Source organism: Kosakonia sp. CFBP8986, assembly GCF_034044935.1.
Lineage (GTDB): Bacteria > Pseudomonadota > Gammaproteobacteria > Enterobacterales > Enterobacteriaceae > Kosakonia > Kosakonia cowanii.
Map to the genome: position 1 here is coordinate 140,938 of NZ_JAXCXB010000008.1, position 22,823 is coordinate 163,760.

Annotated in this window: 23 protein-coding genes; 9 read left to right on the forward strand and 14 right to left on the reverse strand. The window is 57.1% G+C overall.

The window, feature by feature from the left end; genetic code table 11:
* Window positions 1-189: 189 nt before the first annotated feature.
* On the reverse strand, window positions 190-1,752 hold the full coding sequence (gene ahpF / locus SOM48_RS18255; RefSeq protein ID WP_023479972.1) for an alkyl hydroperoxide reductase subunit F: 1,563 nt from the start codon (window positions 1,750-1,752) through the stop codon (window positions 190-192).
* Between the two features lie 181 nt (window positions 1,753-1,933).
* Window positions 1,934-2,497: an alkyl hydroperoxide reductase subunit C gene (gene ahpC, locus SOM48_RS18260; RefSeq protein ID WP_042715710.1), complete on the reverse strand. Its 564-nt coding sequence runs from the start codon at window positions 2,495-2,497 to the stop codon at window positions 1,934-1,936.
* Window positions 2,498-2,861: 364 nt separating this feature from the next.
* Here ahpC and dsbG point away from each other — a divergent pair, with 364 nt between their 5' ends.
* The gene (gene dsbG / locus SOM48_RS18265) at window positions 2,862-3,608 is read left to right on the forward strand and encodes a thiol:disulfide interchange protein DsbG (RefSeq protein WP_320512714.1); all 747 of its coding nucleotides are present in this window, start codon (window positions 2,862-2,864) and stop codon (window positions 3,606-3,608) included.
* A gap of 4 nt (window positions 3,609-3,612) precedes the next feature.
* Here dsbG and SOM48_RS18270 read toward each other — a convergent pair whose 3' ends face one another.
* Window positions 3,613-4,773: a pyridoxal phosphate-dependent aminotransferase gene (locus tag SOM48_RS18270; protein WP_320512715.1), complete on the reverse strand. Its 1,161-nt coding sequence runs from the start codon at window positions 4,771-4,773 to the stop codon at window positions 3,613-3,615.
* Window positions 4,774-4,889: 116 nt separating this feature from the next.
* Between SOM48_RS18270 and SOM48_RS18275 the strand changes: the two genes are divergently transcribed.
* Genes SOM48_RS18275 through SOM48_RS18285 form a run of 3 tightly spaced genes read left to right on the forward strand, consistent with a single transcriptional unit; the run spans window position 4,890 to window position 6,729 of the window.
* Window positions 4,890-5,504 (forward strand): methylthioribulose 1-phosphate dehydratase, encoded by a 615-nt coding sequence (locus SOM48_RS18275; protein WP_023479934.1) that lies wholly within the window; start codon window positions 4,890-4,892, stop codon window positions 5,502-5,504.
* The gene (gene mtnC, locus SOM48_RS18280; RefSeq protein WP_320512716.1) at window positions 5,501-6,190 is read left to right on the forward strand and encodes an acireductone synthase; all 690 of its coding nucleotides are present in this window, start codon (window positions 5,501-5,503) and stop codon (window positions 6,188-6,190) included. The genes SOM48_RS18275 and mtnC overlap by 4 nt, the downstream gene beginning before the upstream one ends.
* The gene (locus tag SOM48_RS18285; RefSeq protein WP_076769540.1) at window positions 6,187-6,729 is read left to right on the forward strand and encodes a 1,2-dihydroxy-3-keto-5-methylthiopentene dioxygenase; all 543 of its coding nucleotides are present in this window, start codon (window positions 6,187-6,189) and stop codon (window positions 6,727-6,729) included. The genes mtnC and SOM48_RS18285 overlap by 4 nt, the downstream gene beginning before the upstream one ends.
* 33 nt (window positions 6,730-6,762) lie before the next feature.
* Here the strand turns inward: SOM48_RS18285 and SOM48_RS18290 are convergent, their stop codons facing one another.
* The gene (locus SOM48_RS18290) at window positions 6,763-7,206 is read right to left on the reverse strand and encodes a DUF943 family protein (RefSeq protein ID WP_320512717.1); all 444 of its coding nucleotides are present in this window, start codon (window positions 7,204-7,206) and stop codon (window positions 6,763-6,765) included.
* Between the two features lie 45 nt (window positions 7,207-7,251).
* The gene (locus tag SOM48_RS18295; RefSeq protein WP_128483415.1) at window positions 7,252-7,479 is read right to left on the reverse strand and encodes a helix-turn-helix domain-containing protein; all 228 of its coding nucleotides are present in this window, start codon (window positions 7,477-7,479) and stop codon (window positions 7,252-7,254) included.
* 106 nt (window positions 7,480-7,585) lie between these two features.
* Here SOM48_RS18295 and SOM48_RS18300 point away from each other — a divergent pair, with 106 nt between their 5' ends.
* Both SOM48_RS18300 and SOM48_RS18305 read left to right on the forward strand, forming a co-directional pair.
* A complete protein-coding gene (locus SOM48_RS18300; RefSeq protein WP_128483416.1) occupies window positions 7,586-7,840 on the forward strand; it encodes a helix-turn-helix domain-containing protein in 255 nt (84 codons plus the stop codon).
* Between the two features lie 392 nt (window positions 7,841-8,232).
* Window positions 8,233-9,771 carry a methyl-accepting chemotaxis protein gene (locus tag SOM48_RS18305; protein WP_289745428.1) on the forward strand — a complete coding sequence of 513 codons (1,539 nt, stop codon included), beginning with the start codon at window positions 8,233-8,235 and terminating at the stop codon, window positions 9,769-9,771.
* A 151-nt stretch (window positions 9,772-9,922) separates the two neighbouring features.
* On the opposite strand, the gene SOM48_RS18310 is transcribed toward SOM48_RS18305, so the two are convergent.
* The 3 genes from SOM48_RS18310 to melR all read right to left on the reverse strand — a co-directional run bounded on the left by SOM48_RS18310 (window position 9,923) and on the right by melR (window position 12,556).
* A complete protein-coding gene (locus SOM48_RS18310) occupies window positions 9,923-11,236 on the reverse strand; it encodes a type II toxin-antitoxin system HipA family toxin (RefSeq protein ID WP_320512718.1) in 1,314 nt (437 codons plus the stop codon).
* Window positions 11,236-11,499, reverse strand: a complete 264-nt coding sequence (hipB, locus tag SOM48_RS18315; protein ID WP_023479979.1) for a type II toxin-antitoxin system antitoxin HipB — start codon at window positions 11,497-11,499, stop codon at window positions 11,236-11,238. The genes SOM48_RS18310 and hipB overlap by 1 nt, the downstream gene beginning before the upstream one ends.
* Before the next feature lie 139 nt (window positions 11,500-11,638).
* A complete protein-coding gene (gene melR, locus SOM48_RS18320; protein ID WP_042715696.1) occupies window positions 11,639-12,556 on the reverse strand; it encodes a transcriptional regulator MelR in 918 nt (305 codons plus the stop codon).
* A gap of 234 nt (window positions 12,557-12,790) precedes the next feature.
* On the opposite strand from melR, the gene melA reads away from it, so the two are divergent.
* The 3 genes from melA (at window position 12,791) to leuA (ending at window position 17,532) form a co-directional block, all read left to right on the forward strand.
* Complete coding sequence (gene melA / locus SOM48_RS18325) at window positions 12,791-14,143, forward strand: alpha-glucosidase/alpha-galactosidase (RefSeq protein ID WP_320512719.1); 1,353 nt, start codon at window positions 12,791-12,793, stop codon at window positions 14,141-14,143.
* Between the two features lie 70 nt (window positions 14,144-14,213).
* A complete protein-coding gene (gene melB, locus SOM48_RS18330; RefSeq protein ID WP_320512720.1) occupies window positions 14,214-15,632 on the forward strand; it encodes a melibiose:sodium transporter MelB in 1,419 nt (472 codons plus the stop codon).
* Window positions 15,633-15,861: 229 nt separating this feature from the next.
* On the forward strand, window positions 15,862-17,532 hold the full coding sequence (gene leuA, locus SOM48_RS18335) for a 2-isopropylmalate synthase (protein ID WP_320512721.1): 1,671 nt from the start codon (window positions 15,862-15,864) through the stop codon (window positions 17,530-17,532).
* Here the strand turns inward: leuA and SOM48_RS18340 are convergent.
* From SOM48_RS18340 to SOM48_RS18365, 6 genes are all read right to left on the reverse strand, one after another.
* Window positions 17,522-18,283 carry an AraC family transcriptional regulator gene (locus tag SOM48_RS18340; RefSeq protein ID WP_320512722.1) on the reverse strand — a complete coding sequence of 254 codons (762 nt, stop codon included), beginning with the start codon at window positions 18,281-18,283 and terminating at the stop codon, window positions 17,522-17,524. The two genes, leuA and SOM48_RS18340, sit on opposite strands and share 11 nt — an antisense overlap.
* Window positions 18,284-18,345: 62 nt before the next feature.
* Window positions 18,346-19,092 (reverse strand): IucA/IucC family C-terminal-domain containing protein, encoded by a 747-nt coding sequence (locus SOM48_RS18345; RefSeq protein WP_320512723.1) that lies wholly within the window; start codon window positions 19,090-19,092, stop codon window positions 18,346-18,348.
* Window positions 19,079-19,876 carry an ABC transporter ATP-binding protein gene (locus SOM48_RS18350; RefSeq protein ID WP_320512734.1) on the reverse strand — a complete coding sequence of 266 codons (798 nt, stop codon included), beginning with the start codon at window positions 19,874-19,876 and terminating at the stop codon, window positions 19,079-19,081. The genes SOM48_RS18345 and SOM48_RS18350 overlap by 14 nt, the downstream gene beginning before the upstream one ends.
* An 11-nt stretch (window positions 19,877-19,887) precedes the next feature.
* Window positions 19,888-20,919, reverse strand: a complete 1,032-nt coding sequence (locus SOM48_RS18355; protein ID WP_320512724.1) for a FecCD family ABC transporter permease — start codon at window positions 20,917-20,919, stop codon at window positions 19,888-19,890.
* Window positions 20,909-21,895, reverse strand: a complete 987-nt coding sequence (locus tag SOM48_RS18360; RefSeq protein WP_139568039.1) for a FecCD family ABC transporter permease — start codon at window positions 21,893-21,895, stop codon at window positions 20,909-20,911. Before SOM48_RS18360 ends, SOM48_RS18355 begins: the two co-directional genes overlap by 11 nt.
* Entirely contained in the window at window positions 21,892-22,791 is a 900-nt protein-coding gene (locus SOM48_RS18365) for an iron-siderophore ABC transporter substrate-binding protein (RefSeq protein WP_320512725.1), read from the reverse strand. The genes SOM48_RS18360 and SOM48_RS18365 overlap by 4 nt, the downstream gene beginning before the upstream one ends.
* Window positions 22,792-22,823 lie beyond the last annotated feature (32 nt).

Genomic DNA, 22,823 nt, shown 5'->3' on the forward strand with positions numbered 1-22,823 from the left:
TTATTGCCGGATGGCGGCTCCGCCTTATCCGGCCTACAAACGGCGGCGATCCCCGCAGGCCGGATAAGCGCCAGCGCCATCCGGTAAAAAAGAGGCACCCAACCCGCAACCCGGCTCCATCCGGGTAAAAAAAAAGCTGCCTTGCGGCAGCTTTTTATATGCAGGTGACTCTTACTCTCTTATTTTTGCTTACGCTTTGGTACGGATCAGGTAATCAAACGCGCTCAGCGACGCTTTGGCACCTTCGCCGGTAGCGATAATGATCTGTTTGTAAGGCACCGTGGTGCAGTCACCCGCCGCGAACACGCCTTTCACGCTGGTTTCGCATTTGGCATCGATGATGATTTCGCCCATGCGGTTGCGCTCAATCGCGCCTTCCAGCCAGGTGGTGTTCGGCAGCAGACCGATCTGAACGAAGATCCCCGCCAGCGCAACCTGGTGCACATCGCCGCTGACGCGGTCGCGGTACTCAAGGCCGGTCACTTTGGTGCCGTCGCCTTTCACTTCGGTGGTCTGCGCATTCAGCACGATATCAACGTTCTTCAGGCTGCGAACTTTATCCTGCAACACCTGATCCGCTTTCATCTCCGGAGCAAACTCCAGCAGCGTCACATGTTCAACAATCCCGGCCAGATCGATAGCCGCTTCCACACCGGAGTTACCGCCGCCGATCACTGCCACGCGCTTGCCTTTAAACAGCGGGCCGTCGCAGTGCGGGCAGTAGGTCACACCCTTAGTGCGATACTGATCTTCGCCCGGCACGTTCATGTTGCGCCATTTCGCACCGGTCGCAATGATGACAGTACGCGCTTTCAGCACCGCGCCAGACGCGGTTTCAATCTGATGCAGGCCGCCTTCAACCGACGCCGGAACCAGCTTGCTGGCGCTCTGGCTGTCGATCACGTCAACATCATAATCCGCAACGTGCGCTTTCAGGGCGCCCGCGAACTGCTGGCCTTCGGTTTTCGGCACGGAGATGTAGTTTTCGATATCAACGGTATCCAGCACCTGGCCGCCGAAGCGTTCGCCCATCAGACCGGTACGAATGCCTTTACGGGCAGAGTATACGGAGGCCGCTGCGCCCGCCGGGCCGGAGCCGACAATCAGCACATCGTAAGCGTCACGTTTGTTCAGCTCTTCCGCCGCACGTTTTTCCGCGCCGGTATCAATTTTCGCCACGATCTCTGTCAGCGTCATACGACCCTGACCAAACTCCTGACCGTTAACGTAGACCGCCGGAACGCCCATCACGTTACGATCGGTGATCTCGTTCTGGAAAGTACCGCCGTCAATCGCCGTGTGCTTGATGCGCGGGTTCAGCACCGACATCAGGTTCAACGCTTGCACCACGTCCGGGCAGTTGTGGCAGGAGAGCGAGTAGTAAGTCTCGAACTCGAAGTCGCCGTCGATATCGCGGATCTGCTCCAGCAGCGCCTGCGCTTCTTTCGACGGATGACCGCCGGTCCACAGCAGCGCCAGCACCAGCGAAGTAAATTCATGCCCCAGCGGAGAGCCAGCAAAGCGCGGGCCAGTGTGCGAGCCTGGGTTCGTGATCAGGAAAGAGGGCTTACGCACCGCCAGAGTGTTGTCCTCTTTAAAGGTCACTTTGTCAGAGAGCTCGGCGATTTCGCCCAGCAGCTCTTTGATCTCATTCGATTTTGCGCTGTCATCCAGCGTCGCGATCAACTCAACAGGCTTGGTCAGTTTCTCAAGATAAGCCTTGAGCTGGGTTTTCATTGTGGTGTCGAGCATGTCGGTATCCTTCTCTTAAAACATCATCATGCAAGCTGCCTCATTGGAGCCGCCTGGATGCAACTTGAATCATGGTGTGTGGAAGAAAAACGGGTGCATTGCACCCGTTTTACGCCGGGTGGCGCTACGCTTACCCGGCCTACGTTTTGCAGACCGGGAGAGACTTTGCGCCGCCGGAAATTTAGATTTTGCCAACCAGGTCCAGGGACGGAGCCAGGGTCGCTTCGCCTTCTTTCCACTTAGCCGGGCACACTTCGCCTGGGTGAGAAGCAACATACTGAGCCGCTTTGATTTTACGCAGCAGGTCAGATGCGTCACGGCCGATGCCTTCAGCGGTCACTTCGATAGCCTGGATGATGCCCTGCGGGTCAACGATGAAAGTACCGCGGTCTGCCAGACCTTCATCTTCACGCATGATTTCGAAGTTACGGGTCAGGGCACCAGTCGGGTCGCCGATCATCGTGTATTTGATTTTCGCGATGGTGTCAGAGCTGCTGTGCCATGCTTTGTGCGTGAAGTGGGTGTCGGTGGAAACAGAGTAAACGTCAACGCCCAGTTTCTGCAGTTCTTCGTAGTGGTCAGCCACGTCGCCCAGTTCGGTCGGGCATACGAAGGTGAAGTCAGCCGGGTAGAAGAAGAAGACGCTCCAGCGGCCTTCGGTATCTTTCTCGGTTACTTCGATGAATTCACCGTTTTTGAACGCCTGGTTTTTGAAAGGTTTGATCTTGGTGTTAATTAAGGACATCTATACTTCCTCCGTGTTTTCGTTGGGGCATAAGTTAACGAACTTTGCTTACGACGGCTAATGCGTTTGCATTATCAAATCAATAAGCGTTAGCTAACAAACGCCAACGAACAACTCTGTGAACAGACATTAGCCAAAAGTAAAAAGGCCACCGGTACGGGTGGCCTCAATATCTGAAATACCCGTGGGTGACTTCAGTGCCAGCGCGCTGGCTGTGCGATACGCCTGCCATCTGTCGACGGCAAACAGGGTTGATTACACCACTCCCCTGGGAGTTCGACAATCATTATTCCCTGTCTCTTGCCTATGGCTGTGATAGGTTTAGCCTTTCTTACCTTTACCCACTGAATTGATAAGGATTTTTATGCTCAAGCGCCTGTTAATGCTCACCCTGCTGCCGCTGACCCTGCACGCCGAAGATCTGCCCGCGCCGGTTAAAGCCATTGAAAAGCAAGGCATTACCATCATTAAATCCTTTGACGCGCCGGGCGGCATGAAGGGTTATCTGGGTAAATATCAGGAGATGGGCGTCACCATCTACGTCACGCCGGACGGTAAACACGCCATCTCGGGCTATATGTATGACGAAGCGGGCACCAATCTTAGCGAAAAGCTGTTCAATCAGGAGCTTTATGGCCCGGCCGGGCGCGAACTCTGGCAGCGGATGGAGAAAGCAGACTGGATCCTCGACGGGCAAAAAACCGCGCCGCGCGTGATTTACGTCTTTGCCGACCCTTACTGCCCCTACTGCAAACAGTTCTGGCAGCAGGCGCGCCCGTGGGTGGAGTCCGGCAAGGTGCAGATCCGCACCTTAATGGTCGGCGTAATCAAACCGGAAAGCCCGGCGGCGGCAGCGGCGATCCTCAGCGCGAAAGATCCGGCCAAAAACTGGCATGAGTATGAGCAGTCGAACGGCAAAATGACGCTTGCGCTGCCGAAAACTATCCCGCCGGCGATCATGCGCTCGCTCAATCTCAATCAGAAAATCATGGACGATCTCGGGGCCAACGCCACACCCGCTATCTACTATATGAATGAAGAGAATGTGCTCCAGCAGGCGGTCGGCCTGCCGGATGCGGAAAAACTCAAAACGATTATGGGCGAGAAGTAAGCCGTTACAGCGTGCAGAGTCGCTCTGCCGCTGCCAGCAGCGTCGATTCCTGTTTCGCAAAGCAGAGGCGAATCAGCTTATGCGGGAAGGGATCGGCGCAGAACACCGATAGTGGAATAGCCGCCACACCCACCTCTTTCGTCAGCCACTGGCAAAACGCGACATCATCGAGATCGGAGATAGCGCTGTAATCCGCCAGCAAAAAGTAGGTTCCTTCGCAGGGCAAAATCTCCAGCTTGCTCTCACGCAACGCATTCACCAGCACGTCACGACGCGCGCGGTAAAACGCCGGCAACTCGCGGTAGTGTTGCGGCTCGGCGCGCAGCATATCAGCCAGCGCCAGCTGCGCCGGGGTGTTCACCGAAAAGGTTAAGTACTGGTGCACTTTGCGCAGCTCGGCGCTGATGGCGGCGGGCGCAATGCAGTACCCCACTTTCCAGCCGGTCATATGGTAGGTTTTGCCAAACGACGACACGGCAACGGCGCGCTCGCGCAGCTGCGGATGCTTCAGCACGCTGGCATGGCCGCCGTCGGCAAAGCAGATATGCTCGTAGACTTCATCGCTCAGCACATAGATCTCCCGATCGGCAATCGCCTGCCACAGCGCGGCAAAATTGGCCTCCTGCCACACCGTCGCCGACGGGTTATGCGGCGTATTAACAATCACCAGCCGGGTGCGATCGCTGAGCAGCGCGGCAAAAGCCTGCCAGTCAACGCGAAAGTGCGGCGGTTGCAGGGCGATGCGCTTCAGCACCCCGCCTGAAAGCTCAACCGCAGGCGCGTAGCTGTCGTAACTCGGATCGAAACAGATAACCTCATCGCCCTCGCGCACCAGCGCAGTGATCGCCGCATAGAGCGCTTCCGTCGCCCCGGCGGTAACGGTAATGTCGCTGTTCACGTCCGGCTGATGGCCATAAAGCGCCACCGTTTTTTCGGCAATCGCTTCGCGCAATGCCTGCACGCCGGTCATCGGCGCATATTGATTTGCGCCCTGCGCAACGTGATACGCCAGCCGCTCCTGCAAATAGCGCGGGCCGTCAAAATCCGGGAAGCCTTGTGAAAGATTAATCGCCTGATGCTGCTGGGCGAGCGCGCTCATTTGCGTGAAGATAGTGGTGCCTAAAGCGGGGAGTTTACTCTCAGGAATCAAAGGGTTATTGCGCATCTTTTCGTGCCTGCTGTCGAGACTCAAGTTGCCGCCACTATAACACGATGCTAGTATTTGGCAATCAAGACGCTTAGACGTCTATATCACAACGATATTCCTGATAAGGAAACGCGATGACCGACAACCTGCAACTCCAGCAACTTGTTTCTGCCTGCCACTGGATCGGCGCCAAAGGGTGGGCACCCGCGACGGGCGGTAATATGTCCCTGCGCCAAAGTGCCGAATGGTGCTGGCTGAGCGAGTCCGGAAAAGATAAAGGCAGCCTGACGCCGGAGGATTTTTTGCAGGTTTCCATCGCCGATAACCATGCGCCATCCGGGCGCAAACCCTCCGCCGAAACGGGTCTGCATACCCTGATTTACCGCCTCTACCCTGACGCTAATGCAGTGCTGCATGTCCACACCGTCAACGCCACCGTGCTGTCGCGGGTGGAGAAAAGCGCCGCGCTGCAACTGAGCGGGTATGAGATGCAAAAATCCCTCAGCGGGCAGCAGACGCACCTCGATAGCGTGCCGATTGCCATTTTCGATAACGATCAGGATATCGACGCGCTCGCCGGGCGCATCGCCGCTTATGCCGAATCAAACCCGTTACGTTATGGTTTTCTGCTGCGCGGCCACGGGTTAACCTGCTGGGGGCGCGACGTTGCCGAAGCGCGCCGTCACCTCGAAGGGCTGGAGTTTTTATTTGAATGCGAATTGCAGCGCCGACTGCTGGAGAGATTATGATCCGCGCGATTGTCACCGATATAGAAGGCACCACCAGCGATATCCGCTTTGTGCACAACGTTCTCTTCCCCTACGCCCGCGAGCGGCTGGCGGGTTTTGTCACTGCGCAGCAGTACCAGGAACCGGTCAGCACCATTCTCGATAATCTGCGGGAAGAGATTGCGCAGCCGAACGCCACCAGCGTAGAGCTTATCGAGGTGCTGTTTGCGTTTATGGATGAAGACCGCAAATCGACGGCGTTGAAAGCATTGCAGGGCATTATCTGGCGCGATGGCTACGTGAACGGCGATTTTACCGGCCACCTCTACCCCGACGTGCTGCCCGCGCTGGAGAACTGGAAAGCGCAGGGCATTGATCTCTATGTATATTCCTCTGGCTCCGTTGCTGCGCAAAAACTGCTATTTGGCTACAGCGACGAAGGTGATATTACTCATCTCTTCAGCGGCTATTTCGACACGCTGGTCGGTGCGAAGCGCGAAGTGCAATCCTATCGCAATATCGCCGCACAGATTGCGCTACCGCCCTCTTCTATTCTCTTCCTCTCCGATATTCATCAGGAGTTGGACGCTGCCGAAGAGGCCGGTTTTCGCACCACGCAACTGATTCGTGATGATGATGACGCAGCCAGCCATCATCACCAGGTTAACTCATTCAGCACCATCAAGCCGGAGCAGATCCCCTCATGAGCGCACTGACGATTTACACCGACACCGATGCCAGCACGCCGGTATGGCACAGCACCGACGCCACAGAGATTCAGCAGAAGCTGAATGCGAAGGAGGTGCGCTTTGAGCGCTGGCAGGCCGACCGCGATTTGGGCGCTAACCCAACACCGGAAACGGTGATCAACGCTTATCAGCACGCTATCGACAAGCTGGTGGAGGAGAAAGGCTACCAGAGCTGGGATGTGATCAGCCTGCGCGCCGACAACCCGCAAAAAGAGGCGCTGCGCAGCAAGTTCCTCAGCGAACACACCCACGGCGAAGATGAAGTGCGTTTCTTCGTTGAAGGTGCCGGGCTCTTCTGCCTGCATATCGGCAACGAAGTCTACCAGGTGCTGTGCGAGAAGAACGACCTTATCTCCGTCCCCGCCGGCACACCGCACTGGTTTGATATGGGTTCAGAACCCAACTTCACGGCGATCAGGATTTTTGATAATCCCGAGGGATGGATCGCGCAGTTTACCGGTGATGCGATTGCGGACGGGTATCCAAGGTTGGCGTAAACAAAAAAGGCTCCGCAGGGAGCCTTTAATCTTTTAATCGACCTTCTTCAGTCCACCGCTTTGCCTGAGAATGTACGCATCGTCATCAATATCGAACTGGATATCGCCATTTTTTCGGTAACGGACAATCATTAAAATATCTTTATCAAGGCAATTCTTTGGTTCCTTCATATCGTCGAAACAGAGGCGATCCTCTTTGCCTGACTCCTGATAGCCTTCGCCAAAACGGTAGATGTAGTAATTCAAAGCGCGATTATGGATTTGCGCGTCATCTTCGTTGGCGAGGATATTTTTGCTTTCATCCCGCCACCACGCAATTTTCTTCGCATCTGACAGCGGCAGCCGGTCAACGACAACAACCGGGGCGTAATTATCTTTATGGATGGCAATGATTTTTACGGGAACGGTGATGAATACATAGTAAAAAATGAGTAAAGCACCCGCCATAAAGCAGCAAATCGATATTCCCTTTTTCATGCAAAAACTCCATATGGAGGGGCAATGAATCTTGTGTCATGCCATTCACTTAATGATTTTTAGTACGTCTTCCACCGCCAGCCCTACCAGCCTCGCCAGATGCACAAACTCCACCACATCCAGCCTCCTCTCGCCGCTCTCGATTTTGGCGATAAAGGATTGTGGTCGCCCGAGCGCCTCAGCAAGCTGCATCTGCGTGATGCCCTGCGCTTTACGCGCTTGCTTAAGTGCCGCGATAACGCGTTGGTACTCGTCTGAGTAGACAGAAGCCATAAATTCGATCCCTTAGAAATATCCTGAAATCGAATATCTTCCCATTGCCATTTTATCCCAAAACAGGATAATTGAGTGCATAACAGCCACGTGTAAGGAGAACACTATGGAACATCAGAACTGGCACCATGCTGACATTCTCGCCGCGCTGAAAAAGCGCGGGATGAGCCTAGCGGCGTTATCGCGTTCAGCAGGGTTATCATCGTCAACGTTAGCTAACACGTTGTATCGCCCCTGGCCGAAGGGTGAATACATCATTGCTCATGCTCTCGATCTCACTCCCGACGCCATCTGGCCGGAGCGCTACAAAGATGCTCAAGGGAACAAAATCAGGCGTCGTTTGCGTCAGGTTCCTTGCTAAGCGTTGGATATAAAACAAAGGTTTTCTTCCTACTGCCCAATTTTTTGGGCGGTAGTCTATTCAGGCACTCTTTTGATTTACCAACTTTATTATTAAGTTTAAGTTAATAAGAATTTACACACACTAAACTCCCAAGCTAATAAAGATTTAGAATGTACAATATATCCATAAGCCATCATCAAAACAGGCGGAATATATTATATAAAGCGTTCACAACACATTTATTTAGCCTTATTAACCTTTGTATTTAATCATTATTCATCCGCAATCCGTGTCCAGATCAAAAAAGGCTTAAAAGACCTCTCTTTTTATAATGTTCTGGCTGAAGATTTCACTTTAGTCGCCGATAAAAATAGCATCCGCGTTGGATATGGATTGCACCTGAGGCCGTTATGACTATTTTAAGAAAATTAATTATTGTTTTTGCCATCACCTTTATTGCGATGCTTGTGCTGGGCGGATTAAGCATCAGGGCATTAGATAATGCGCAAACGCGTTTTGACTATGTTGTGTCAAATAGTCTGCCGAGCATCAGCAAGCTGAGCGAAGCGGTGCAGCACCGCGAAGAAGCAAGACGCCAAATCCTGATGTCGCTGCTGGTGACCGATGAGGCGGTGTTTACCAAACATATGGCGCAGGCGAAAGATGAGTTAAATAAAACTCGCCAGATCTTTGATGAGTACCAGGCCAATCTGGTCAGCGATAAAATTGACGGTCAATTACTGAAAAAGACGCGTGATATTTTTGATGATTATGTGCAAAAAACCGAGGCTATGTCTGATACCTACCATAACCAGGGAATAGAAGCGGCGCGTCTGATGGTCTCTGACGGCGGTGCTACTGCCAATGCATCAGTGGCATTAAGTGCCGGTTTAAAAGAGATGCTGGCACATAATTACAGTATTGCGAAAGAGTATGCCGAAAATAACCATACGCAATATATCAATACTTTCTGGCTGTTAGTGGGCACGATTGTCTTTCTGGTTGCGCTGGTCGCGGTCTTCGCCTCGGTTATTCTGCGCTACTTAAGTAAGGGCTTAAAAAGTTTGCAGGAGAGCATGGGATTAATCAGTCGCTCTCTCGATTTAACCCATAAAGTGGCGCTGAATAATAACGATGAACTCGGCGCGACGGCAGCAAGTTTTAACGCGCTGATGGATAAAATCCGCCACGTATTAGCCAGCGTAAAAGATGCCAGTAACGAAGTGGATACCGCCGCCAGCGAGATCGCCAAAAGCAATGATGATCTCTCTTCGCGCACCGAGTCTCAGGCATCGTCGCTGGAGCAGACCGCAGCCAGCATGAATGAGCTGTCGGTAACGGTGAAACACAATATGGACAACGCCAAAGAGGCGAATACCTATATCGGCCGCGTGCAGACGATGGTCAACGAGAGCCACCGCGAACTCAGTTCGCTGCAAAAATCGATTGATGATATTTCGGCTTCTTCCGCGAAGATTTCAGAAATTACAGACATCATTGACGGCATTGCTTTCCAGACCAATATCCTGGCACTGAACGCCGCCGTTGAAGCCGCCCGCGCGGGTGAACAAGGCAAAGGCTTTGCGGTGGTGGCAGGCGAAGTACGCTCGCTGTCACAGCGCTCATCCGTTGCGGCGCGCGATATTCGTGGTCTGATTGATGAAGCGATTAAGAATGTCGGCCAGGGGGTAAATTACGCCGCCAATGTCACCACGCGCATGAACGATGCCCTCGGCGCAGTGGATGAAACCACGGTGCTGATAAACCAGGTGAATAACTCATCCACCGAGCAGAGCTACGGCATTGAGCAGGTCAACGTCGCCGTCAGCCAGATGGAAGGCAACCTGCAACAGAACGCCGCGATGGTGGAAGAGATGGCCACCGCCGCCAACTCCCTCAGCCATCAGGCCGGCAAGCTGTTGAATGATGTGAACGCCTTCAGGCTGTAACCTGAATGCCATTGCCGGATGGCGGCTCACGCCTTATCCGACCTACGCAACACCCGCCGGATGGTGCCCAACATAATTCCGGCCTAGTTGTAGGCCCGATAAGCGTAGCGCCATCGGGCAATGTGTCCCGGTCGCCTGAGCGCACAGCCAATTAAAGATGTTTAACCAGCCTTGCATGTAACCTGAGCACATTTGTCGATATCGCTTTTTCTACGCGCGATGAAAAATCTTCCGGCAGAGAGTGCCTTGCTCGCTCAAGGGCTGTCGGCAGGTTTTCCGCGAAAGAGTGCAGGATCTCTTCCATGTATTGCTGAGGGAAATTGACCTCTTTGGCCGTTGCCAGAAAGTGACGCGGCAAGATTTTATCAATAGCCGTTTTCCGGCCTTTCGTCGCTTTCAGGCTCATGGCCAGTTTCAGGTCACTCATATGTAACCCCGTGCCGCCGAGTAGAGGAAACGCCGAAATTATGTCGTAGAAAGGCGTAAGGCTGTAGCTTCCTCCGGCATAAATAAAGAGGGAGAAGTTTTTTGCATGCCCGTCTGTCGCGCCCATCAGCCACTGAAAAACCTGAAACTTCATAAAATCATAACGATCTTTTAGCGCGTCACGCGAACCGGACAGCAACGACATAATTCTTGCAATCCCCGGGCCGTTATCTGCTTCATACTTCAGGGAAGAGGGCAGCCCCAGCGCCTGACAAACATCGTCTTGCGGTAACCGCAGCAGAACCGTTTTATCCGCGTTCCAGCGCCTGTCGAAGCGCTCAACGGCCAGCGCCCGGATCGCACCCGCGCGAACAATTTCCGCTTCCGGCACGGCAAAACCCAACGCCCTGGCCAGCGCTAAGCAAAAGAATTCGTTATCGACGCTCTCGCTTAAATCCAGCGTCGCATTCGGCTGGCGAATTTCGCCAATCGGTAACTTAATGATGTGGGTTGTGGGGGTCATGCCTTTTGGAATGCACCACACATCTTCTATTTTTAACAGCGCTGTTTTCTCCTGCGCGCCCGCAACCGAGATCCTGAAATCATCTTCATCCTCAATCATGCCCAGCGGAATATCAGCCTGATAAGCAGTCAGCACTTTTTCCAGCCTCGGCCCATCAAGCGTTGTCCAGCTTAATGCCCGGGAAGCACTCTCCTCCTCAGGAGGCAGTAATGTCACCGCACCAACGCTGTCTCTGCCAATCTCTGCCAGCAGATCAAAAGGTTGTTTAGAAGCAGCGTGATAACGCTTCACGATGCGATCGCGGACACGCGGGTTATCGGGGAGCAGGTTATCAAAGTAGTTAAAGACGGCGTCTGAGGTGATGGCACCAAACTGTAGCGGTAATGATAACGAGAGAGGCCGTGCGCGTGCGCTTTGCAGCCAGCCCTCATCATATTTGAACGTATGCGCGCCGTTGCTTTGCTTCGTCAGCTCGCCGACGCGTTCGTTGTTCATCCATGTACTTAACTTGCGCATTACCAGTCCAGATCCTGTTGATGGAGGTTATCGACGCCTGCTTCCTTTTTCTCTTGCAAAATTAACGACATCTCAAGGGACTGGAGAATTTTAAACAGGGTCGTCAGCGTGGTTTTATCGGGGTTATTTTCGAAGTTCGAGATCGTGGCCTGCTTGATACCAATCCGTTGGGCCAGATCATTTTGCGTCCAGCCATTTTTCTGCCGAATAAGCTTCATGGCATTGGCAAGTTGTACCGGGCTGTAGATCGCTGGCGTGGTCATAGGCTTCTCGTTTTTCGCAGATTATCCGCAGTAAGGGATAAAAAGCGTTTTATACCCTAGAAGGGATATTGTCAATATTGCCATTATCCCCACCAAGGGATATTTCTATCAATATCCCTTAGTGGGGATAAACGCCTTTTCACCCCGCATGCTGCTGGCGTCGCAGCTGGCTGAGCTTGCGGTATTTCTGCGGCGGCATGCCGACATACTTCTGAAAGGTGCTGTAAAAACGGCTGCTGGAGCCGAACCCGGCGGTGAGCGCGATATCAAGAATGGTTTTATCGGTATCGCTCAGCAATGCTCGAACGTGGTTGATGCGCATGGCGGTAATGTACTGCTTCATGGTCAGCTGCATAACGCGCTGAAAAATGCCCATCGCATAGTTGGGATTGAGCTTCACATGCTCGGCGATGGCGTTAATCGTCAGCACCTGATCGTAATTGACCGCAATAAACTCCAGCATCTGGCTGACGTAAAACTGCGCATGGCGCGAGACGCTGTTTTTATGGGTGCGCGAAGTTTTATTAACGAGGATCGGCTGCCAGCCGGAGAGGCTAAAGCGCTTGAGCATCAGGGCGATCTCCTCAATCGCCAGCTGGCGCAGCTGCTCGTTGTCGCTGTTGAGTTCATGCTGCCAGCGCTGCACTTCAAACGCGCTTAGCTGCTGGGCGGCGAGGGATTTGATCACCATGCCGTGGGTGACGTGGTTGATCAGTTCACGATCCAGCGGCCACGAGAGAAACAGGTGCATCGGCAGGTTAAAAATCGCCATCTGCGTACAGTCACCGGGGCGCGTTAGCTGGTGCGGGGTACAGGCCCAGAACAGGGTGATATACCCCTGCTTAATGCGCACCACTTCGTTATTGATCAGGTACTCGACGTCGCCATCAAACGGCACATTCACTTCCACCTGGCCATGCCAGTGGCTGGCGGGCATCGCCAGCGGCGCGCGCAGCTCAATCTCCATACGCTGATATTCGGAGTAGAGCGACAGCGGGCCGCGCGTGGTTTTCTCATCCCCGCTGCACATATCTGCTCTGATAAGTTCTTTTGCCATCGATCCTTCTCGCATCATCACTTTCGCGCTTCACCGCGCCCTCACCTGCTCTAGTTTAGTGAAAGCCGTTGCCATTAACTCTGCTTAAGCGCCCATTTTCTCCCGGAAACTCAGATCGCGCGCGGCGCATTACGCGATCTGAGTTTTCGGGAATCTCCCGCCGGGAAGAAGGCAGATGGCACAGGCCTGCCGTGCCACGCTCAGAACGTACAACCACATCTGGGAGAAAGGTTCATGTCTGCACCAAAAATCACTTTTATCGGCGCCGGTTCCACGGTGTTTGTCAAAAACATTCTCGGCGACGTGTTCCAGCGTCCGGCACTGAAAAACGCGCAGGTAGCGCTGATGGATATTGACGCCACGCGCCTTGAGGAGTCGCACATCGTGGTGCGCAAACTGATGGATTCGGTCGGCGCTTACGGGAACATCAGCTGCCATACGGATCAAAAAACGGCGTTAAAAGAGGCCGATTTTGTGGTCGTCGCGTTCCAGATTGGCGGCTACGAACCCTGCACCGTCACCGATTTTGAAGTGTGTAAACGCCACGGTCTTGAGCAGACCATCGCCGACACCCTCGGCCCCGGCGGCATCATGCGCGCCCTGCGCACCATCCCTCACCTGTGGCAGATTTGTGAGGATATGACCGACGTCTGCCCGAACGCGACGCTGTTGAACTACGTCAACCCGATGGCGATGAACACCTGGGCGATCTATGCCCGCTACCCGCATATCAAACAGGTTGGATTATGCCACTCGGTGCAGGGCACAGCGGAGGAGCTGGCGCGCGATCTCGATCTCGACCCGGCCTCGTTACGCTACCGCTGCGCCGGGATCAACCATATGGCCTTTTACCTGTCGCTGGAGAAAAAGCAGCAGGACGGTAGCTATGTCAGCATCTATCCCGAGCTGTTGCAGGCCTATGCCGAGAAACGCGCGCCGAAGCCGAACATGCACGGCAACCCGCGCTGCCAGAACATTGTGCGCTATGAGATGTTCAAAAAGCTCGGCTACTTCGTTACCGAATCCTCGGAACACTTTGCTGAATATACGCCGTGGTTTATCAAGCCGGGACGCGAGGATTTACTTGAACGCTACCAGGTGCCGCTCGATGAGTACCCGAAACGCTGCGTGGAACAGCTGGAAACCTGGCAGAAGGAGCTGGCGGAGTACAAAACCGCCGATCGCATTGAGGTGAAAGCTTCGCGGGAGTATGCCAGCACCATTATGAACGCCATCTGGACCGGTGAGCCGAGCGTTGTCTATGGCAACGTGCGCAACGATGGGCTGATTGACAACCTGCCGGAAGGGTGCTGCGTCGAAGTGCCGTGCCTGGTCGATGCCAACGGCATTCAGCCAACCAAAGCTGGCAAGCTGCCCGCCCATCTTGCGGCGATGATGCAGACCAACATCAATGTGCAGACGCTGCTCACCGAAGCGGTGCTGACCGAGAACCGGAATTATGTCTATTACGCCGCGCTGATGGATCCGCACACTGCGGCGGTGCTTGGTATCGATGAAATCTATGCGCTGGTGGATGACCTGATCGCAAGCCACGGCGAGTGGCTGCCCGCGTGGCTGCATCGCTAACGCATTCGCCGGGCCGCGCGCCCGGCGGTTTTGCAACCCTTCCGACACTGAAAGAGGCAATCGGTACCCTATGAGTATTTCAATCACAACAAAGCTCAGCTACGGATTTGGTGCATTTGGTAAGGATTTTGCGATCGGCATCGTCTACATGTACTTGATGTATTACTACACCGATATTGTTGGCCTGTCGGTCGGCATGGTCGGCACGCTCTTTCTGGTGGCGCGCATTCTCGACGCGCTGGCCGACCCGATCATGGGCTGGATAGTCGACTGCACCCGCACGCGCTGGGGCAAGTTCAAGCCGTGGATTTTAGTCGGCACGCTGACCAACTCGCTGGTGCTCTATATGCTCTTCAGCGCCCACCACTTTACCGGCACCACGCAGCTGGTGTGGGTGTGGGCGACCTATCTGCTGTGGGGTTTCACCTACACAATTATGGATGTGCCGTTCTGGTCGCTGGTGCCGACCATTACCCTGGACAAGCGCGAGCGCGAACAACTGGTGCCCTACCCGCGTTTTTTCGCCAGCCTCGCCGGGTTTGTTACTGCGGGGATCGCACTGCCGTTTGTGAACGCCGTCGGCGGAGCGGATCGCGGGTTTGGCTTCCAGATGCTGACGCTGGTGCTGATCGCCTTTTTTATCCTCTCGACCATCGTCACCCTGCGCAATGTGCATGAGGTCTACTCCTCTGATAAACAGGGCGGTGAACAGAGCACGCCAATGAACCTGAAAGCGATGCTGCAACTGATTATTAAGAACGATCAGCTCGCCTGCCTGCTGGTGATGGCGCTGGCCTACAACACCGCCGCTAACGTCATCGAAGGCTTTGCGATCTACTACTTCACCTATGTGATTGGCGATGTCGACCTCTTCCCCTATTACATGTCCTATGCGGGCGTCGCGAACCTGCTGATCCTGATGCTTTTCCCGAAGCTGGTGAAACTCTTCTCACGCCGCGTACTCTGGGCGGGTGCATCGGTGCTGCCGATTATCAGCGGCGGCGTGCTGCTGTGGATGGCGCTGCTGGGCCAGACTCACGCATGGGTGATTTTGCTGGCGGGCGTGCTGTTCAGCATCGGCAAAGCCTTCTTCTGGGTGTTACAGGTGATTATGGTTGCCGACACCGTCGATTACGGCGAATACAAACTCAATGTGCGCTGTGAGAGCATCGCCTACTCGGTGCAGACGCTGGTGGTGAAAGCGGGCGCGGCCTTTGCGGCCTACTTTATCGCCGTGGTGCTCGGGGTGATTGGGTATGTGCCGAACGTGGCGCAGTCCGCCAGCACCTTAATGGGCATGCAGCTGATTATGCTGGCGCTCCCCGCCTGCTTCTTCGTCATCTCGCTGCTGGTCTACTTCCGCTTCTACAAACTCAATGGCGATATGCTGCGCCGCATTCAAATCCATCTGCTGGATAAGTATCGGCACGTCGGCAATGCCAATGCACCGCAGACGCCGCCGGTGGTGGGCGACCGGGTGCAGGCGTAAGTGCGCGTTATTGCCGGATGGCGGCTAACGCCTTATCCGGCCTACGCACTATTCGACATACGCCTCCCGTAGGCCCGATAAGCGCAGCGCCATCGGGCAATGCACCGGGCCTTATCAGGTCATCATTTCCCTGCGGGTTGTCACTTTTACGCAACAGGTTGTCAGCTGCGCGGGCGCGCGCAACCGCTGTGGTGTGGAAACTAAAACCACACCCTGTGGAGAGCCGAAAATGTTAACTAACCCTGCTGATAAATATCACCCCCATGCCCCGCTGCCCCTGCGCGATCGCCGCTGGCCGGATAACACGCTGACTCACGCGCCGCGCTGGCTGTCGACGGATTTGCGCGACGGCAACCAGGCCCTCGCCGAGCCGATGGACGCGGCGCGCAAACTGAAATTCTGGGATTTACTGCTGGAGTGCGGTTTTAAAGAGATTGAGGTCGCCTTCCCTTCCGCGTCGCAAACGGATTTTAACTTTGTGCGCCAGCTGATCGAAGAGCAGCGCATCCCTGAAGATGTCACCATTCAGGTGTTAACCCAGGCGCGTGACGATCTGATTCGCCGCACCTTCGAATCCTTGCAGGGCGCGCGCCGCGCGACGGTGCACCTCTACAACGCCACCGCGCCGGTGTTCCGCGAGCAGGTTTTTCGCCAGAGCAAAGAAGAGATTGTCGCGCTGGCGGTCAATGCGGCGCGGCAAATCCGCACGCAGTGCGAAGCCGCACCCGAAACGCAGTGGGTGTTCCAGTATTCGCCGGAAACCTTCTGCTTTACCGAAGCGGAGTTCGCGCTGGCGATTTGCGAAGCGGTGGCCGATGTCTGGCAGCCCGATTCCACGCGGCCGATGATCATCAACCTGCCGGCCACCGTGGAAGTGAGCATGCCCAATGTCTATGCCGACCAGATTGAGCACTTCTGCCGCCACTTCTCGCGCCGTGAGCAGGTGTGCATCAGCGTGCATACCCATAACGATCGCGGCACCGGCATTGCCAGCGCCGAGCTGGCGCTGCTGGCGGGCGCGGAGCGGGTTGAAGGCTGCCTGTTTGGCAACGGCGAGCGCACAGGTAATGCCGATCTGGTGACGCTGGCGCTCAATCTCTACACCCAGGGTATTGCGCCGGGCCTTGAGTTTAGCCAGATGAAAAAGGTAGTGGAGGTGGTCGAGGAGTGTAATCAGTTGCCAGTTGCGCCGCGCCACCCGTACGCCGGTGAACTGGTCTTTACCGCCTTTTCCGGCTCGCATCAGGATGCGATTAAGAAAGGGTTTGCCGCGCGGCAAAACAGCCCGGCGGACGTCTGGCAAGTGCCCTATCTGTCGCTCGACCCGGCGGATATCGGCTGTAGCTACGAAGCGGTTATCCGCGTCAACAGCCAGTCGGGCAAGAGCGGCGCGGCCTGGCTGCTGGAGCAGAACCACGGCCTGACACTGCCGCGCAAGCTTCAGCAGGAGTTTAGCGGGCATGTGCAGCAGGCGGCGGACAGCGCAGGCAAAGAGATGTCGCAAATGGCGATCTGGAATCTGTTCCGCCAGACCTACGGCCTGGTGGATCAGCCGCCGCTGGCGTTGATTGAGTATGTCTGCACCAACCAGCCGGGGCAGCGCACCACTCTGCACGCGGAGATCCGCTGGCATAACGAGACGCTGAAGCTGGATGCAACGGGCAAAGGTTTTCTCTCGGCGGCGTTAACCGCGCTGTGTCGCAGCCTGTGCGTTGAGATCAATATTGAGAGCTACCACGAACACACCCTCGGCAAGCACAGCGACAGCCGCTCGGTGGCCTACGTCTGCTGTACCAACGCGCGGGGCGAGCGCGCATGGGGTGTCAGTATTGACAGCGATATCACCCGCGCCTCACTACAGGCAGTGCTTAACGCCGCGCAGCCCTTTATCACTGGGTAAAGTAGTCGCCGGGCGGCACACCCATTACCCGGCGAAACATGGCGCTAAAGGCGCTGGGGGTGGCATAGCCGCACTCCAGCGCCACCCGCGTCACCGGCTCGCCGTGCGCCAGCCGCGTCAGGGCGATCAGCAACCGCGCACGGCGCACCCATTCGCTAAACTGCAACCCGGTCTGCTGGTAGAAGTGGCGCGCGAGCGTGCGCCCGCTCATATTCACCTGCCGCGCGGCGTGCTCCAGCGTCCACGCCTGCGTCGGCGTTTGCCGTATCGCGTCACACAGCGGTTTTAAGCGCGCCGAAGTCGGCTCCGGCAGGCAAAACGGCAGCGTATTCATCAGCCGGATCTCATCCAGAATCAGCTCATAGATACGCTCGGCGCGGCTGCCGGGCTGGTAACTATCATCCAGCCGCAGCGCCTCGACCATCAGGGCGCGCAGCAGATCGTTGACGCGCACCACCTGGCACACCACCGGTAAATCGGCCCTCGCCAGCGGCTCGACAAATACCCCGCGCGCCTGCACATCGCCCTCAATAAAGAGCGTGTGCACCACCTGCGCCGGGATCCACACCCCGCGTCCGGGCGGCACGATCCAGATCCCCTGCTCCGTCTCCACGCGGATCACACCGGTCAGGGTGTGGATCAGCTGGTCGCAGGGGTGCGAATGCCACGGCTCATGCTCCCCGTGTCGGTAGTCATGGGCGTAGGGAATCAACGCGCGGTGGGAGAAATCGAGTGCAAATGTCTGTTTCACGGCGTGACCGTTGGCGATTTATCAGGAAGCTTTACCATAATCACCGATGCCCACGCTGTCACCTACTTAACCCGGCAGAGCGGGCAGTTGAGGCAATACTCCATCGGCGTTGAGGCTTTGTAGTAGAAGCAGCAGGTGCGGCGAAAACGCACCGCCTCGCCAGCGCCATTGCGCTGCGCCGGGCGGCGAAAACGCTTAAGCGGGTTCCAGTTCAGGCCGAACAGCGCCGGGTCGGCCTCAGCAATCAGCCAGGCGAAATCCGCCTGCTGACGCGCGACCTGCGCCTCATTCAGCCCCTCCATGCGCCCTTCGTAGAGGGAGTAGACGCGCACCGCGCAGTTCTCCCAGAGGATTTGCGCAGGCAGGCCGCTCACCGCTGAAAGCGCGTGCCAGAGCGGGGCGATAAAATCACGAAACAGCCCGCCGACCACTTTTTCGCGCCACGCGTCCCGTGCGCCGGGTGCATAGCCGGTAACGGTAAGCGCTGCGGGGAGTGACGAGGTCCACAAACCGTTGTCATGGGCAAACTCCAGGCGGCTGGCGTCAAGAGAGAGATGCAGCCCTTTATCAAACACACTCATCCCATAGAGCACATTTCCGGTCAGCAGAAATGAGAGCCGCTTGGTCAGCAGCGACGCGGCGATAGCGTGATCCGGTGCGCCAATCAGCGGCATGATCGTATCAAGCACGTCAGCACAAATGTCGGCATTAAGCATCTCGCCGCTCACCACGCTGCGTGCATCGGCCTCCTCCAGCGCGCGCAGGCGAAACGCCTTACGCAGGTAAGCGAGTTCGTCAGGGTTCAGCATGGTGATCACCTGGAAACGGAATGCACATCGGCGTATGGAAAAAGGGATCGTCAATGATGCGACAGTGCAGGTTAAAGACGTGGCTCACTAACGCTTCGGTCATGATCTGCTGCGGCGCGCCCTCGGCAACAACCCGCCCTTCACGGATAGCGACCAGGTGATCGGCGTAGCGGCAGGCGAGATTGAGATCGTGCAGCACCATAATGATGGTTTTGCCCTGCCGACGGTTGAGATCGCGCAGCAGTTCGAGGATCTCCACCTGGTGCGCCAGATCGAGCCAGGTGGTCGGCTCATCGAGCAGCAGGGTGTCGGTGGCCTGCGCTAGTGTCATTGCAATCCATACCCGCTGGCGCTGGCCGCCGGAGAGCGCTTCGATCGGGCGGTGCTGCAACGCCGTGGTCGCGGTTAAGCGCAGCGCCTCATCAACATGACGATCGTCCTCAACTGACCACTGCCGCAGCCAGTTTTGATAGGGAAAGCGCCCAAGGCTCACTAGCTGGCGCACGGTGATGCCTTCCGGTGCCACCGGCGTTTGCGGCAAAATCGCCAGCTTGCGCGCCACTTTTGCGCTGGAAGTGGCGTGAATATCCATTCCGTGGAGAGTGACCGTGCCGGATTGCGGCGTGATCAGGCGCGCCATCGTTTTTAACAGCGTGCTTTTGCCGCAGCCGTTGCTGCCAATCAGCACCGACACTTTGCCCGTCGGCAGGGTTAAATCGAGCCCGTCGATCACCTGCCGCTGCGCGTAGCTGACGCGCAGTTTTTCCGTTATCAGAGACACAATTTCCCCATTGCTTACGAACGCTGCCTTATCAGCAGCCAAAGAAAGAGCGGCGCGCCGGCCAGCGCGACAAAGATCCCGGCGGGGAGATCGGCGGGGCGAAACAGCGTGCGCGCCAACAGGTCGGCTACCACCACCATACTGCCGCCGCTGCACGTCGCGACATATGCCTGGCTGAAAATCCCCTGCGCCACCACGAGACGAGCAAGATGCGGTGCCACCAGCCCGACAAAGGCCATCGCCCCGACCTGCGCCACCGCGCTGCCGGAGAGCGCGACGCAGGCCAGCAACAGCAGGAGGCGAATGGCATTCACCCGCACACCCAGCCCGGTTGCCAGCGCATCCTCAAGCTGCAGCGCCTTCAGGTAGCGCAGCAGAACGACCAGCAGCGGGATCGCCCACAGGTAGAAGAGAAGCAAGTGCAGCACCTTCGGCCAGCTGGCGGCATAGACGCTGCCGCTCAGCCACACCCACGCGGAAAAGGTGGTGGTCAGCGGGCTGAAGACGAGGATTAGCGTTACCACCGCCCCCGCCAGCGCCGAAACCCCTACGCCGGTGAGGATCATGCGCAGCGGCGTTAACCCGCGCCGCGCGCTTAACAGAAAGATCAGCCCGACGGCGCAGGCCGCACCAGCCATTGCGGCATAAGGCATGCCCGCGCTGCCATAACGCAGGCTAAAAAAGGTGAGCCACAGCAGCGCACCAGCGCTGGCACCCGCAGTGACGCCAAGGGTGTCCGGCGAGGCGAGCGGGTTGCGCACGAGGGTTTGCAAAATCAACCCGGCAAGCCCTAACCCGCCACCCGCCAGCAGCGCCAGCGCCACGCGCGGCAGACGCAGCTCATGCAGAATAAAATGCTCTGCGCTGTTATCTGCCAGCACCAGTAAGCGAAGGGTGTGCAGCGGCGGGATCGGCACATCGCCGACGCTCAGTGCGATAAGCACAATCAGCGCGGCGATTAGCGTGCAGCTCGCCAGCATCAGCAACTGGCGGCGCGAGTAGAGGCGGGCAAACGCGCCGCAGCGAAAGAGTTGGCTATCCGGCATGCTGCCCCCGGCGCTGCGCCAGCAGAATAAAGAAGGGTGCGCCGAGCAGTGCCGTCATCACACCGACCGGCACTTCCTGCGGCAGGATCACCACCCGCGCGGCAATATCCGCCGCCAGCAGCAGCAACGCGCCCAGCAGCGCGCAGGCGGGAAGCAAAGTGCGTACATCGCTGCCAAAAAGTTGCCGGGCGATGTGCGGCACAATCAGCCCGACAAAGCCGATATTGCCCGCCAGCGCCACCGCGCAGCCCGCCAGCCCGACCACCAGCACGCTCGCCAGCAGGCGCACGCGGGCAATGTTCTGCCCCAGCCCGCGGGCAATCTCTTCACCCGCGTTGAGCACTCCCATCTGCCCGCCACAGAGCATGGCGACAATCAGCAGCAGCCCGCCCGGCAGCAGCATCGGGTAGAGATGCGCGAGATCGTTGCCCGCAAGGCTCCCTGCCAGCCAGAAGAGCATGGTGTCGAGGCTCTCCTGATCCATCACCAGGATCGCCTGGGTAAACGCGTTGCACAGCGCGGTGATCGCCACGCCCGCCAGCACCAGCCGCAGCGGGTTAAGCTGACCGCTGCTTCTCTGGCTGGCAAACCACACCAGCGACCCGGTGATACACGCGCCGGTAAATGCCAGCAGCAGCGTGACCCACGCCTCGCCAATGCTGAACAGCGCGCCCGCCAGCACAATCAGCAGCGCCGCCCCGGCATTGACGCCAAACAGCCCCGGCGAGGCGAGCGGATTACGTGTTAACGCCTGCATTAACGCCCCCGCCACCGCAAGGAAAGCGCCGACGGCCGCCGCCAGCAGCGTGCGCGGTAAGCGCGAGGTGTGAATAATCACATCACGCGCGAGGGCGGCATCCGGCTGCCACAGCGCGCGCGCAATCTCGCCCGGCGTATAAATTTGCGTGCCGACCATTACGCTGAGTGCCGCCATCACCAGCAGCAGCGCAAAGCAGAGCAGAAAGCGCCCCTTCATGCCCCCTCCCCGCGCAGCGCGGCGTCGACATCATCAAGCATGTGATTCGCGCCAAGAATGCCGCCGGATAAACTCCACGGCACGCTGTCCACCGTCCAGAGCCGCTGCGCCTTCACCGCCCGCAGCTGTTGCCAGAGCGGGTGCGCGGTCAGCGCCTGATAGTGGCGCATAATCGCCGCGCTCTCTGTGCGCAGCAAAATGAAGAAGAGATCGGCATTAAGCAGCGGGATATTCTCGAAGCCGGAGAAGCGCAGCGAGGTGCTGCGCGCCTGCTGCGCGGCGCTGTTCCAGCCAAAACCCAGTTCGCTCATCACCGAGCCGGGAAAACTGGCGGCGACATAGCTGCGAATATGATCGGGGCGCACTTCGATAACCGACACCGTCGGCGGTGCGGCAAAGTGCTGCGCAATGCGCCCGCGCAGCGTCACCACCCGGCTCTGCCACTGGTGCAGCAGCGCGTTGGCACTGTCGGCAAGACCGAGCCTGTCGCCAACCACGCTGAGCGTTTTTTTAAACTCAAACACATCATCGAGCAGCGCCACCGGGGCGATTTTCGCCATCAGCGGCGCGACATCCTGGTGGCGAAAACGCGAGGCGAAGATGATATCGGGCTTCAGCAGCACCATCTTTTCCAGCTGCGGTTGCGTCTCCAGCCCGAGTTGCGGCACGTTTGAGAAGCGCGGGCGCAGGTAGCGGTAGACCGGCTTTTCCGCCCAGGACGCCACCATGCCGCAGGGCGTCACGCCGAGCGCTGCCAGGCTGTCCGTCGCCCCCTGAAAGAGTGAGATGGCGCGCGGTAAGGCTGGCGGTGCGGCAAACAGGCCGGGGGCGATGCCATAGAGCAGCATCGCTTGCAGGCCGCGCCGCCGGGAAAGTGAGATATTCAGGCTATTCATCCGTTACGTTGCCGCTCCCGCGAGGGGAGCGG

What these genes read in the sequence shown, in the direction of transcription:
- ahpF (WP_023479972.1), bottom strand. Translation starts at nt 1,752, where the DNA reads ATGCTCGACACCACAATGAAAACCCAGCTCAAGGCTTATCTTGAGAAA.
- ahpC (WP_042715710.1), bottom strand. Translation starts at nt 2,497, where the DNA reads ATGTCCTTAATTAACACCAAGATCAAACCTTTCAAAAACCAGGCGTTC.
- dsbG (WP_320512714.1), top strand. Translation starts at nt 2,862, where the DNA reads ATGCTCAAGCGCCTGTTAATGCTCACCCTGCTGCCGCTGACCCTGCAC.
- SOM48_RS18270 (WP_320512715.1), bottom strand. Translation starts at nt 4,773, where the DNA reads ATGCGCAATAACCCTTTGATTCCTGAGAGTAAACTCCCCGCTTTAGGC.
- SOM48_RS18275 (WP_023479934.1), top strand. Translation starts at nt 4,890, where the DNA reads ATGACCGACAACCTGCAACTCCAGCAACTTGTTTCTGCCTGCCACTGG.
- mtnC (WP_320512716.1), top strand. Translation starts at nt 5,501, where the DNA reads ATGATCCGCGCGATTGTCACCGATATAGAAGGCACCACCAGCGATATC.
- SOM48_RS18285 (WP_076769540.1), top strand. Translation starts at nt 6,187, where the DNA reads ATGAGCGCACTGACGATTTACACCGACACCGATGCCAGCACGCCGGTA.
- SOM48_RS18290 (WP_320512717.1), bottom strand. Translation starts at nt 7,206, where the DNA reads ATGAAAAAGGGAATATCGATTTGCTGCTTTATGGCGGGTGCTTTACTC.
- SOM48_RS18295 (WP_128483415.1), bottom strand. Translation starts at nt 7,479, where the DNA reads ATGGCTTCTGTCTACTCAGACGAGTACCAACGCGTTATCGCGGCACTT.
- SOM48_RS18300 (WP_128483416.1), top strand. Translation starts at nt 7,586, where the DNA reads ATGGAACATCAGAACTGGCACCATGCTGACATTCTCGCCGCGCTGAAA.
- SOM48_RS18305 (WP_289745428.1), top strand. Translation starts at nt 8,233, where the DNA reads ATGACTATTTTAAGAAAATTAATTATTGTTTTTGCCATCACCTTTATT.
- SOM48_RS18310 (WP_320512718.1), bottom strand. Translation starts at nt 11,236, where the DNA reads ATGCGCAAGTTAAGTACATGGATGAACAACGAACGCGTCGGCGAGCTG.
- hipB (WP_023479979.1), bottom strand. Translation starts at nt 11,499, where the DNA reads ATGACCACGCCAGCGATCTACAGCCCGGTACAACTTGCCAATGCCATG.
- melR (WP_042715696.1), bottom strand. Translation starts at nt 12,556, where the DNA reads ATGGCAAAAGAACTTATCAGAGCAGATATGTGCAGCGGGGATGAGAAA.
- melA (WP_320512719.1), top strand. Translation starts at nt 12,791, where the DNA reads ATGTCTGCACCAAAAATCACTTTTATCGGCGCCGGTTCCACGGTGTTT.
- melB (WP_320512720.1), top strand. Translation starts at nt 14,214, where the DNA reads ATGAGTATTTCAATCACAACAAAGCTCAGCTACGGATTTGGTGCATTT.
- leuA (WP_320512721.1), top strand. Translation starts at nt 15,862, where the DNA reads ATGTTAACTAACCCTGCTGATAAATATCACCCCCATGCCCCGCTGCCC.
- SOM48_RS18345 (WP_320512723.1), bottom strand. Translation starts at nt 19,092, where the DNA reads ATGCTGAACCCTGACGAACTCGCTTACCTGCGTAAGGCGTTTCGCCTG.
- SOM48_RS18355 (WP_320512724.1), bottom strand. Translation starts at nt 20,919, where the DNA reads ATGCCGGATAGCCAACTCTTTCGCTGCGGCGCGTTTGCCCGCCTCTAC.
- SOM48_RS18360 (WP_139568039.1), bottom strand. Translation starts at nt 21,895, where the DNA reads ATGAAGGGGCGCTTTCTGCTCTGCTTTGCGCTGCTGCTGGTGATGGCG.
- SOM48_RS18365 (WP_320512725.1), bottom strand. Translation starts at nt 22,791, where the DNA reads ATGAATAGCCTGAATATCTCACTTTCCCGGCGGCGCGGCCTGCAAGCG.